Below are 11,814 nucleotides of genomic sequence, written 5' to 3' on the forward strand. Positions count from 1 at the left end.
GGATCAATTACTACAACCAAACTAGAATCCAAATAAAATTAGGCGGTCAATCACCGCTCGAATTTGAGCGACAATTAGCTGCCTAATTAACAAAACTATTTAGTTCCAACTTTATGGGTAAACGTCACAACTGATTTTTTTTTTTGCGGTCGGCGCGACTCAGCCTTGCGGGGCCTGTTCGTCGCGGTACTTGGCCATTTTCTCGTGGAAGGTTTTTTCGGTCATGCCGTAAGCCGTGTAGGTGATCGCGTTGGCCCCGGCCTGAATCGTGGCCTCGATCTGGGCGTCGGTTTTGCCGCCGGACGCGATGATCGGAAAGTGCGGGTCGACTGCCGACAGCTGGGTGCGGGCCCAGGCGACCAGCGCCGCCGTGTCGCGGCCACCAGCGATGTTCAAGGCGTTGACGCCGGCGTCGAGGTAGGCGGCGAGGTTCGGTGTTTGGTTGACCACGGTGTAAAAAATCGGAATGTCGACGATGCGCCGGACGCTGCGCAACGTCTCTAGGCTGGTCGGGGCGTTGAGCACCACCGCTTGGGCGCCGTTCTCCTCGGCGAAGCGGGCGACGGTGGCCGACCGCAGCCCCTTGGTCAGGCCGCCGCCGACGCCGGCCAGAATCGGCACGTTGGCGACGCGGCTGATGGCGTCGAGGATGCGGGTGTTGGGGGTCCAGGGGTAGACGGCGAGAATCGCGTCGGCGTCGCAGTTGGCGATCACCGCGACGTCGGTGGAGTAGACGATGGTTTTGATTCGCTTGCCGAACAGGCGAATCCCAGACGCCTTGCGAATCACGTCGGGGGATTCGACGATGTGGTCGCGCAAGGCGGAGGTGAGGTTGGGGATGATGGGACGGTCTGACATGTGGCGCCTCCTTGGCTTTTGCCCTGAAGATACCACGAAATGGCGCTGCCGCAAAGCGTTTTCGCCCGAAAAAAAACGCCTCGCTGAAGCGGTGAGGCGTGGGGGTTACCGGGCGTGGCGCAGGCTCGGTGCCGCGAACCACAGCATGAGCAAGTTGATCAGCAGCATGCAGGCGGTGGAGATGAACACGACATTGTAATCGAACAGCCCGGCCAGGGTGCCGCCGAGCAGCGACCCGAACATGTTGCCGAGGGCCTGGAAGGACTGGTTCCAAGAGAAAATCGCGGAGGTCGCGCTGGCCGGTGAGTTCTTGGTCAACAGCGTCTGAATCGTCGGGAACAACGCGCCATCGGAAATCCCGACCAACAGCCGCAGGAACCCGAGGGCCCAGATGCTGGTGACGAAGCCTTGCGGGAAGTAGACCAAGACGGCGAACAGGTAGCCGGCCATCAGAATCTTGCCGGAGCCGTGCTTGTCACCGTATGCCCCCAGCCGCGGTGCCGCCAAAATGTTGGAGATACCAGGCAGGGCCGCGATGATGCCGGCGACGAAGGCGACGGCGCCGCCGTTGTGCATCAGCTCCTTGACGTACAGGCTGATGATCGGCGCAATCGAGGTGTTGCCCAGCTGCACGAACAGGGTGGAAAACAGCAAGACGACGATCAACTTGGGATTTTGGAACTGGCCGAGCAGACCACCGAGCAGCCCCTTGCCGGCCGCCTTGGGCTTGGCGATGGGAACGAAGTGTTCGGTCACCAGGGTTGCCGATAGCAGCCCGGCGATGAACAGGAGGCCGGCGGTGATGAAGAAGGTGTTGCGAATGGAGAACACCGACGCCAACGCGCCGCCGAGAATCGGGCCCATCAGCATCCCCGACGTCGAGCCGGTGACCAACGTCCCCAGCGCCTTGCCGGCGTTTTCGCGTGGGGTCTGGGCGGCAATCAGGGCCTGGGCGTTGCTGATGAAGCCGGAAAACAGGCCTTGCAGGGCTCGCAGCGCGATCAGCTGCCAGATGTTGGTCGCAAGCCCCATCAGAAACATCGCCGTGGCCATGCCGAAGCTCGCGCGAATCAGCATGATTTTGCGCCCCTTGCGATCGGCCAAGGCCCCCCAGATCGGCGACACAATCGCGGTGACCAGGAAGGTGGCCGCGTAGACCAGCCCCGAGTAAAAGGAGACCTGCGCCTTGGTGAAGTTCCCCAGCTGGCTGACGTACAGCGACATGAAAGGCATCAGCTCGGAAAAGGCAACCCCGGCGATGAAGGTGCAGCCCCACAACACGTAGAGGTTGCGCCGCCAAGGATTTTGCTGATTGTCTGCCTGTTCTTTCACCATTACCACTTCTTTCATTTCGTACTTTTCATTGTGGCGAACAAATGTGAATTTTTTGTGAAGACAGGGGCGTGTAACGGCTTACAAACAGGGCGTGACGTGGTAGACTAACGGCATCATGCTTCTGACAAGAGGAGGACAACCATGCGCTTTGAAATTCAACACGACTTCATGCTGGACGGCCAGCCGTTCCAAATCATCAGCGGCGCCGTTCACTACTTCCGCATCGCCCCGAGCAAGTGGCACCAAAGCCTGTTCAACCTCAAGGCGATGGGGGCCAACACGGTCGAGACCTACGTGCCGTGGAACTTCCACGAGCCGCAGCCCGGCGTGTTCGACTTCGGCGGCTGGCGGAACCTGGATGCCTTCATCGCCCAGGCCGAAGCCCTGGGGCTGTTCGTGATCGTGCGGCCGTCGCCTTACATCTGCGCCGAGTGGGAGTTCGGCGGCCTGCCGGCGTGGCTGCTGCAGGCACCCAACCGGCCGCGCAGCCGCGACCCGCGGTTCTTGGCGCTGGTCCGGCGTTACTACCAGGCGTTGATGCCACACCTCGTGCCACATCAGGTTGACCACGGCGGTCGGCTGATCATGATGCAGCTGGAAAACGAGTACGGCTCCTACGCCGAGGATAAGGGTTACCTGCGCGAGCTTGCCGTCATCATGCGCGACTGCGGCGTGACGGTGCCGCTGTTTACGGCCGATGGCGGGTGGCATGCGGCGCTTGACGCCGGCAGCCTGATTGAAGACGGGATTTTACCCACCGCCAACTTCGGCAGCGACGCGACGACCAACTTCGATAACCTGCAGGCGTTCATGGCCGAACACGACTTCGACGGGCCCCTGATGTGTACCGAGTTTTGGGACGGGTGGTTCGCGCAGTGGGGCAAACCCGCGGTACATCGCGCCGCAAAGGACGTGGTGGCCGAAGCCGCCGCGGTGTTGAAGCGCGGCAGTATCAATTTCTACATGTTCCACGGCGGCACGAACTTCGGCTTCACCAACGGGGCCAACGAAGCGGCCGGGGAGGGCTACCAGCCGCAGGTCACGTCCTACGATTACGATGCGATTTTGACCGAGCAGGGCAATCCGACGGCCAAGTTCTACCTGCTGCAGGATCTGCTGTGCCAAGGCCGGGCCAAAACCGCCCCAATCATCAGCCACGCCCAGGCGCTGCCACCCGTGACCACTCCCGCGGTGGCCGGGCTGGTGGCCAACCTGCCGCAGTGGCCGCAGACCCACGTGGCCGAGCCGCAAAGCATGGACGCGCAGGGGCAGCTTGCGGGTTACGCGTGGTACCAGCTGGATCACCCGCTGCGGTCGGGCGACCAGACGCTGCAGCTGATCGGCATGGCCGACCGGGCGACGGTTTATCTGAACGGCCAACCGGTGGCGGTGCGAGACCGCGACAACGCGGCCGAACCGATTGCGCTGGCTGCAGACCCGCTTGGCGCGACGCTTGCGGTGCTGATCGAAAACCGCGGCCGCACCAACTTCGGGGCGTGGCTGCTCGGGCCCGACCAGGAGAAGGGCATCCGCGGCGGCGTTTTTCAGGGCAATCACTTCCTGAACGGCTGGGTTCAAACCGCGCTTGCGCTGGATGTGCTGCCGCCGCTGGATGACACGCTGCCGGTTGTCGCCGGCCAACCCGTCTGCTACCGCTTCACCTTCGACCTGGTTGCGCCTTGCGAGACCTTCTTGGACCTGACCGGTGCCGGCAAGGGCGTGGTCTTCGTCAACGGGCGCAACCTGGGCCGCTACTGGGACGTGGGGCCGTACCTGACGGCCTTTGTCCCGCAGGACGCGCTGGTGGCCGGGGCCAACACCGTCGAGATTTTTCAGGAAAACGGGCCAAGGCTTTCGCGGCTACGCTTTGCGGCCGGCCCAATCGAAAAGGAGTCTGAAGATGACTGAGCTATTCGTGCTATCGGATGTCCACTACGACGGCACCGCCCCTCGCACCCAGGCGCTGGTCGCAAGCCTCGACACAATTGCTCGGCTGGCCGCGACCGCCACGGTGGTGATCGACGGCGATCTGACCAACTCGGGGCTGGCCGCAGAGTTCGAGGGTCTGGGGGCGGTGCTGGCCCGGTACCCGACGCTAACTTTTCTCTTGAACCTCGGCAACCACGACGTGCGAGGGCCGTTCTCAGCCGGCTGGCAGGCGGCGCCAGACGCCGATCCGGCGTATTATCACACCGTCTCCGCCCCGGCCTTCGCTGCCTTGCAGCGGCGGGTCGCGTTGCCGATTCAAACGCTGTACGGGGCGATGGACGTGGGCCCGTGGCGGGTCATCCTGTTGAACCTCGAGCGGGGGCTCAAGGACGCCGCGGCGCTGTCCGATTCGCAGCTGGCCTGGCTCGGTACCGAGCTCGAGGCGACCGCCTTGCAGCCGCTGGTGTTCATCCACCAGCCGCTGGACCACACCCACTGGCGCAGCGACCTGTACGGCGGCTTCGGCGCCTTCGATGCCCCGCTCAAGCGAGTTTTGGCCGCACATCCCAACGCGGTGCTGTTGTCCGGACATATTCACAACGGGTTCGGCTATACCGAGGTGCTGCCGCGGCCTTACGCGACGCTGGTAGACCTGCCGGCGATGAGCGTCAGCGAGCTCGGTTACGTCGGCGCCGGGCTGGGCTACCGGCTGACGGCGGTTGCCGCGGGGCTTTCGCTTGCCGCTTGGGACTTCGGTGCCGCCACGCGGCTGGCGCAGTTCGATCAGCTGGTAGACCTGCCGACGCTGGGCAGCCTGGTGCAGGCGGCCGCGACGGTGCCGCGGGACATCGCGGCGGTGCTGACCGCCGTTTACGACCAGACCCGGCTTGAGGAGCTGAGTACGCCGCCGTTGGCGCTGTTCGGCCCGGCCGTGCAGGCGCGGTGCCACGCCTGGTGTCGGACTCAGCGCGACTTGAACCGGTGAACGCTGCCGCCTGGCGGCATTTTGCATTGGTCGGCCGCGACGGTGCCGGCGGGGTTGGCAATGGCCCTTGAGTCTCGGGCCGAGGCGACGTATGATAAGTGAGTATTCACTTACCAGACGTCGACGCCTGGGGCAAAGGAGCGATTGCGATGCGCGTGAACGATGTGGGGACCCTGTTTGATCAGTCGCTGGCGGCCGGCGACCTGACCGCCAAGCAAAAGGCGGTGCTGAAGGCCAGCCTCGAGCTGTTTGCCAAGCAGGGTTTTTCCCGAACCAGCACCGGCGACATCGCCAGGACCGCCGGGGTGTCGGAAGGCACGGTGTACAAGCGGTTCAAGACCAAGGAAGACATTTTGCAGGCGATTTTGGCCCCGCTGTTCGCCGAGGTGGTGCCCAAGGCCGCCGGCGAATTCGTCGACCACGCGCTGGTTGGGCTGCCGGCCGACTTCGCCACGTTGCTCACCGCGCTGTTGACGGACCGGATGCAGTTTGCGGTTCGCAACTACCAAGTGGTGAAAATCATGATAGCCGAGGCACTGCAGCGACCGGAGTTGATTGCTCAGGTCAAAACGGTTTTCGACCAGGCAATCGCCGAGCGATTCACCCCGACCATCGTGCATTACCAAGCGGCCGGGCAGCTGGTCGATTGGCCGGCCGATCAGATCATGCGCTTCATCGCCGGCACCCTGCTCGGCGACGTCCTCACGCGATTGCTGAACGACACGCCGATTGCGGTTGACCAGCTGGTTTCACGCGAGGTGGAATTTCTGATGAAAGGGCTGCAACCGGAATAGCGCAACGCCAAAAGGCACTTCCCGCGGTTGGTGGGAAGTGCCTTTTGGCGTTACTCGGCGGCGGTGGCCGCAAGCTTTTGCTCGTAGAGGCGAAAGACCTGCTGTTACAGCCGGTAGTAGTCGGTTTCCGTTGCGTCGAGGTACCAGTCGAACCGCGGCGCGGCGCCGGGTGGCAGCGGGGCGTTGGCGAAGTCGTCGGGGCTTGTGATAATCAGATCGGCCTGGCCGAGGTCGGCCTCCGGGGCCATCAAAGACACGACGCTGATGTTTCGGAGGAAGTGGCGAATCGCCGCGTTGCCGATGTCGGTGCTGGCCATCCACAAGGCGACGTGAACGCGGTCGGTCCACTTGAAGCGGCTGAGGTAAGGCACGAACAGCAAAAAGAGCATCTCAACGAAGGCGGCCCGGTCGGTTTTGAACGGGGCGAAGGTTGTCGTCTCCGGCAGCTGATCGACGAAGTCCGACATTAAGTCACGCATCTGCTGTTGCTTGTAGCTCAGCTGGGTGGTGGTGAAAAAGTCGGCCTGCTTGACGTAATCGCCGCCCATCAAAGACCAGGCCAGGCTCAGCCGCAGCAGGTTCATCACCAGCTGCGGATCCTCCCACAAGGGCGTCGCGGCGGCTTCGTCGTAGTCGTCCAGGAAGCCCATCAGCCGCGCGACCAGGTCCCAAGGCGTCGCTTCGCGGCCCTGCAGGTAGGACAACAGGCTGCTTTCGCGTGGGGTCATCAGCGTGAAGCGGATGTTTTTGGCCTGGAAGAACTCGAAAAAGTTGCTTTCGTCGCGCAGGGCGTGTGGGGTCAGGCGGGGGAAGCCGGCCTGTGAGTAAACCAGCGGCTGCGGCGGCATCCCGGCGAAGAGCTGGTAGAAGTCAGGGCCCCACTTGACGGTGAAGCCATGGGCCAGCCGGGTGCGACACACCGCCCAAAACACCTGCTCCTGCAGCTGGGTGATCGGGTCGTTGGAGCAGGTCGCAAGCTGCAGGTACTGCTGGCGAACGGTTGCGGCATCGATCAAGTTGAACGGCCAGGCGGTGCCGTGGTAGCCCAGCCAGTAAAAGGCGTGCAGGAACAGCCGCACCTGCTTTTCATCGCCGGTAAACTTGGCCTGAGTCAACGAAAGCTTCAGGCGAAACCCGCCCAGGAATTTGCGAACCGGCGCGGTTTTGCGCAGCAGCGTCGAGTGGCTGATGAAGTGTTCGGCGCAGAATTGATCGATGCTGGGCTGATTGCTCTGGGTGACGTAATCTATGAACTGAAAGGCAATCGCCCCTTCCAGTAGCTTGGCGCGGTAGACGTCGACCGGCAGCACGGCCTCGCCGCGGGTCAGGGTGTGCTTGACCGCGGCCTTGGTGGCCCCATCGAGGTCGGCCATGTCGCGCGACAGCTCCTGAAACACGTTGTAGCTTTGCTGGTAGGACAGCCCCAGCCGCCCACTCAGGTCGGTGATCGTCAGCGGCTCACCGTGCTGGCTGACCAGTGTTCGGTACATCTCGAACTTTTGCAAGTCGGCCTTCTCCAAGAAGATCTCCTCGAACCGCATGTTTTCACATCCCTTCCGCTTGCTGCCCCTAGTATATCAAAAAGATGAACTTTGCGGCCGCTATTTTTAATCGAGTTTTCATTGAAATTCTGATTGAAGCAATATGAATGCCGCCAGTGCCACCGTGTTTAGACCGCTTACCTAAAATAGGGTATCATTATTTGGAAAACTTAATTGAAAACACGGCGTGGTCAAGGTTATAATTAGGCCGTTATATCGTCGGATAAATTAGCATTTTTTGGGGGAAATATTACAATGCGCGGACGCGAAGATATCTTTCTGTCGATGTCAGAGACAGAAAAAATGAGCTTGTTCCGCAAGATCGTCAACTCTCGAACCGCCCAGACGCCAGTCGCGGATCGACTTGTTGCCGAGCTTTCACACAAGCCACTGGTCAAAGACGTCAATCTCAAGCAGATTGCCTCCCTGACCGGTCGAAACTACGGCAGCGTGTACAACACGTACAACGGGCTGGTCGCCGCCTTGGAGGACATGACCGGCAGCAAGAATGTCAGCACCAAGAAGCTGTTCAACCTGTCCTCAAGCGCGGTGCGGTACTACTTCGTCAACCAGAGCCACCCGTACCAGTTCCTGCAGGCCCTGTTGACCCACCAATACGAGAACTTCGACCAGTTCCTGGCGGCGGCCGACACCTCGAAGGCGACGATGCTGCGCCACCTCAAGCCCTTGCGCGATTTTTCCCGCAAGTTCGGCGTTCGCTTCTCCTACGAGACGCTGCGCCTGCAAGGCGAGGAGAAGCGCATCCGGGTCTTTTTGACCATGGTGTACTGGCTGGCCACGGATGGGGCCGGCTGGCCGTTCGCCGATTTGGCGCGAGAGACCATCGGCGACATCGTCGACCAGGTGGTGACCCTGTACGACGTGGGGACGCCGAACATCGTCACCCGCGAGATTGCGATGTATTACGTCGCCATCTCCTATTACCGCATCAAAGACGGCGCGGCCATCGCCTACGACGAGGCGACGCTGACGTTGAAGTACCCGACCGCCAATGTTTTTGAGGAGCTGCAAGACGCCTTCCCGTGGCCGGCCATCACGTTGTCCGAGCAGCTGGGGGAAAGCGCCGCGGTGTACTTCCTGTTCAACTTCCTGCCGTTTTACGTCACGACCAACCCGGCCCAGCTGGAAAAAACGGTGCAGCGCTTCAAGCGCTACAACCCGAGCATTTACGACCTGGTCACCGATTTTTTGGCCAAGCTGCCGGTGTCTTTCGTGGAGCAAAACCGGCTGCCGGCCCAGGCGATGAACATGCTCAAGGCCAACTTGCTGGCCAACACCGTGTCGACCTTGGAGTTCGGCGACGATGTCTCGCAGACCATCGCCTACGAGATCAACGCTAAGCTCGAGCAGATTCCAGACAACGTCGCGCTGCAAAAAAAGGTTCACCAGACGCTGGAACACGTGATTTTCACCCGCAAGCTCGACGTCTTCACCCCGGTACTCGATACGCTGGTCGATTCTTACTACCACAACCTGTTGCACTTGGCGACCCAGTTCATTCCGCCGGTCAAGGTTAAGGTGGCGCTGGTGATCGAGCAGACGGTGCTGGGGTACATCGATCTTTTGGCCTTCTTGATCAGCCAGCCGATCGTCGAGATTCTCGAACCCGAGGCGATTGGCGACGCCGACCTCGTGATCGAAAGCTCCACCGTGCCGGACGCGGCAGCCAAGCGCGGTGATGTCCTGACCTACAAGTGGGCGGCCAATTCGTCCAACGACTGGTTCGGCGAGCTGTACGCCGAGATTCGCCAGGTCTGGGACAATAAGCTCAGCCTGGGTGGCAACGTTGATTACTAAGGCCCATGCGCCGCACCTGTGCGTCGCCACCGTGCCGATTTTCCAGCACCTGCCGCAACCCATGCTGGAGCAGATCGGCTCGGTGGTGCAGCACACTCATTTTGCCAAGGGGGAGCCGCTGTACCTGAGCGGCAGCCCGGCGACGGCGCTGTACATCATCCACGAAGGCAGCGTCAAGGTCTCGCGCAGCCTCGCGGATGGGCGCGAGCAGATCGTGCGGCTGCTTGAACCCGGTGATTTTGACGGTGATCACGGGCTGTTTGTGACCGAGCAGCACGAGGCGGCGGCCACGGCCACCGCCCCGGTGTCGGCTTGCGTCCTGTACAAGCGTGAGTTCCAGCGCCTGCTCAAGGATGCGCCGGAGGTCTCCTTTGCCGTGATGCAGGAGCTGACGCGGCGCATCGACCAGCTGGAGGCCAAGGCCACCGGGGCAATGGCGCCGGTCGAAGGCCGGCTGGCGGCCTACCTGCTGGCCCAACCCCAGCCGGAGTTTCGCCTGCCGATGAAGAAAAAGGACTTGGCGCAGTACCTCGGCACGACGCCGGAAACCTTGAGCCGGCGCCTGAAGGCCTTCGGGCAGGCCGGCCTGATCCAGGAAGTTCGCCCGAGCGTGATTCGGGTACTGGATCCGGCGGAGCTGGCCCGGCAATCGGCCTTGCAAGAACCGGGCCGCTGACGTATTATAGAGGCAAATAGCAAACACGTGAGTAGGCGCTTAAGGGCGGTTCAGAGAGGTGACGGTTGGTGCAAGTCACACAAGCCCGCATTCCAGCGCGACAGTGGGCGGCGATGAACCGCACGGCAACGACCGTTATCGATTGAGGGTGGCCACTGGTTGGCCAAACTTGGGTGGTACCGCGGAAAAAAGCCTTTCGTCCCAATTTTTGGACGAGGGGCTTTTTGTGTCTTCACACGTAAAGGAGGAACTGTGATGTTAGATATCAAAGTATTGCGCAACGACCCGGACTGGGCCAAGACCAAGCTCGCGGCGCGTGGCGTCAAGCCGGCGCAAATCGATGAGGTGCTGGCGCTTGACGCCAAGCGTCGCGCGGTGATTGTTCAAACCGAGGAGCTCAAGGCCAAGCGCAACCAGGTCTCCGACCAGATTGCGGCCAAGAAGCGCAATAAGGAAAGCGCAGACGCCGAAATCGCCGCGATGCGCGAGGTCGGCAAGGAAATCGGGGCTTTGGACAAGCAGCTGGCCGACATCGAGGCCGAGCAAACCGGCATTCTGGTGCGGCTGCCGAACTTCCCGGCCGATGATGTGCCGATGTCGATGGATGAAAACGACGCGCGTGAGGAGTACAAGTGGGGGACCCCACGGCAGTTCGACTTCACGCCCAAGGCCCATTATGAGCTCGGTGAAGCGCTGGGCATCCTCGATTTTGAACGCGCGGCCAAGGTGTCCGGGGCCCGGTTTGTCTACTACAAGGGGGCTGGCGCTCGGTTGGAACGCGCCGTGTACAACTTCTTTTTGGATGAGCACTACAAGGAAGGCTACACGGAAATGATCACCCCCTACTTGGTGAACGACGATTCGATGTTTGGCACCGGGCAGTTTCCTAAGTTCACCGAGGATGTGTACTCGATTACCAACGATGGCGAGCCGCTGACCCTGATTCCGACCGCCGAGGTGCCGCTGGTCAACTACTACCGCGGCGAGATCATCGACAAGGAGAAGCTGCCGATCAGCTTCACCGCGCTTTCCCCGGCCTTTCGCTCCGAAGCCGGCAGCGCCGGGCGCGACACCCGCGGCTTGATTCGGATGCACCAGTTCAACAAGGTGGAGATGGTCAAGTTCTGCAAGCCGGAGGATTCCTGGAACGAGCTGAAGAATCTGATTCACGACGCCGAAGACTTGCTGCAAAAGCTGGGCCTGCCGTACCACGTGATCACCTTGGCCTCCGGGGATGCCAGCTTCACCAGCGCCAAGACCAACGACCTTGAAGTCTGGCTGCCGGCGCAGGACCGCTACCGCGAAATCTCCAGCTGCTCCAACTGCACGGACTTCCAGGCCCGTCGCGCCCAGATTCGCTACCGCGACGACAACGGCAAGCCGCAGTTCGTTCACACGCTGAACGGTTCCGGGCTTGCGGTCGGCCGGGCCGTTGCCGCCATTCTTGAGAACTACCAGAACGCAGATGGCAGCGTCACCGTGCCGGAGGTGCTGGTACCTTACATGGCTGGTCAGACCGTCATCACCGCCGAATAAGTTTTGAGAGAAAAGCAGCCGCCGCGCTGCTTTTTTTAGTTTTTTTCATTTCGGGGTTGACCCACCGGCCCTCGCTTGGTATGATATTCCTCGTTGTCAAACAGCCCGGTTATGAAAGCATATTACTTGAGTGATTAACCGGCATCCAGATTTAAAAATAAGGTTTGACAACACATTGTCCACCTGATATACTCATTAAGTTGTCTTTTGGACAAGGTAGTCCTTTGAAAACTGAACAAAGTTTCGTAAATGTGATAGGGCTTTTCTTAATTGAAAAGAATTAAACATTGCGAAGTCAATTCGCTAGTAACAACAAATCGAGCTATTCAAACAGCTCATATT

Annotated in this window: 10 protein-coding genes; 7 read left to right on the plus strand and 3 right to left on the minus strand. The window is 60.9% G+C overall.

All coding sequences use genetic code 11. The features are described 5' to 3' along the window. The first annotated feature begins 2 nt into the window (after window positions 1-2). Window positions 3-86: an IS3 family transposase gene (locus ACYVRZ_RS12625; RefSeq protein ID WP_461227395.1), complete on the plus strand. Its 84-nt coding sequence runs from the start codon at window positions 3-5 to the stop codon at window positions 84-86. Between the two features lie 73 nt (window positions 87-159). Here the strand turns inward: ACYVRZ_RS12625 and ACYVRZ_RS12630 are convergent, their stop codons facing one another. Both ACYVRZ_RS12630 and ACYVRZ_RS12635 read right to left on the minus strand, forming a co-directional pair. Continuing rightward, window positions 160-858, minus strand: a complete 699-nt coding sequence (locus tag ACYVRZ_RS12630) for a hydrolase (RefSeq protein ID WP_461227379.1) — start codon at window positions 856-858, stop codon at window positions 160-162. A 105-nt stretch (window positions 859-963) separates the two neighbouring features. Next, a complete protein-coding gene (locus tag ACYVRZ_RS12635; protein WP_461227381.1) occupies window positions 964-2,193 on the minus strand; it encodes an MFS transporter in 1,230 nt (409 codons plus the stop codon). A gap of 141 nt (window positions 2,194-2,334) precedes the next feature. Between ACYVRZ_RS12635 and ACYVRZ_RS12640 the strand changes: the two genes are divergently transcribed. The 3 genes from ACYVRZ_RS12640 (at window position 2,335) to ACYVRZ_RS12650 (ending at window position 5,901) form a co-directional block, all read left to right on the plus strand. Continuing rightward, on the plus strand, window positions 2,335-4,101 hold the full coding sequence (locus ACYVRZ_RS12640) for a glycoside hydrolase family 35 protein (protein ID WP_461227383.1): 1,767 nt from the start codon (window positions 2,335-2,337) through the stop codon (window positions 4,099-4,101). Further along, entirely contained in the window at window positions 4,094-5,107 is a 1,014-nt protein-coding gene (locus ACYVRZ_RS12645) for a metallophosphoesterase family protein (protein ID WP_461227385.1), read from the plus strand. The genes ACYVRZ_RS12640 and ACYVRZ_RS12645 overlap by 8 nt, the downstream gene beginning before the upstream one ends. A 149-nt stretch (window positions 5,108-5,256) precedes the next feature. Then, window positions 5,257-5,901, plus strand: coding sequence for a TetR/AcrR family transcriptional regulator (locus tag ACYVRZ_RS12650; RefSeq protein WP_461227387.1), 645 nt, complete (start codon window positions 5,257-5,259; stop codon window positions 5,899-5,901). A 104-nt stretch (window positions 5,902-6,005) separates the two neighbouring features. On the opposite strand, the gene ACYVRZ_RS12655 is transcribed toward ACYVRZ_RS12650, so the two are convergent. Then, window positions 6,006-7,442, minus strand: coding sequence for a helix-turn-helix domain-containing protein (locus tag ACYVRZ_RS12655; RefSeq protein ID WP_461227389.1), 1,437 nt, complete (start codon window positions 7,440-7,442; stop codon window positions 6,006-6,008). Between the two features lie 285 nt (window positions 7,443-7,727). Here ACYVRZ_RS12655 and ACYVRZ_RS12660 point away from each other — a divergent pair, with 285 nt between their 5' ends. The 3 genes from ACYVRZ_RS12660 (at window position 7,728) to serS (ending at window position 11,472) form a co-directional block, all read left to right on the plus strand. After that, entirely contained in the window at window positions 7,728-9,260 is a 1,533-nt protein-coding gene (locus ACYVRZ_RS12660; protein WP_262316625.1) for a helix-turn-helix domain-containing protein, read from the plus strand. After that, window positions 9,250-9,936 (plus strand): Crp/Fnr family transcriptional regulator, encoded by a 687-nt coding sequence (locus ACYVRZ_RS12665; protein ID WP_461227391.1) that lies wholly within the window; start codon window positions 9,250-9,252, stop codon window positions 9,934-9,936. The genes ACYVRZ_RS12660 and ACYVRZ_RS12665 overlap by 11 nt, the downstream gene beginning before the upstream one ends. A 255-nt stretch (window positions 9,937-10,191) precedes the next feature. Next, window positions 10,192-11,472 (plus strand): serine--tRNA ligase, encoded by a 1,281-nt coding sequence (gene serS / locus ACYVRZ_RS12670; RefSeq protein ID WP_461227393.1) that lies wholly within the window; start codon window positions 10,192-10,194, stop codon window positions 11,470-11,472. Window positions 11,473-11,814 lie beyond the last annotated feature (342 nt).

This window comes from Lacticaseibacillus suihuaensis, from assembly GCF_054785075.1.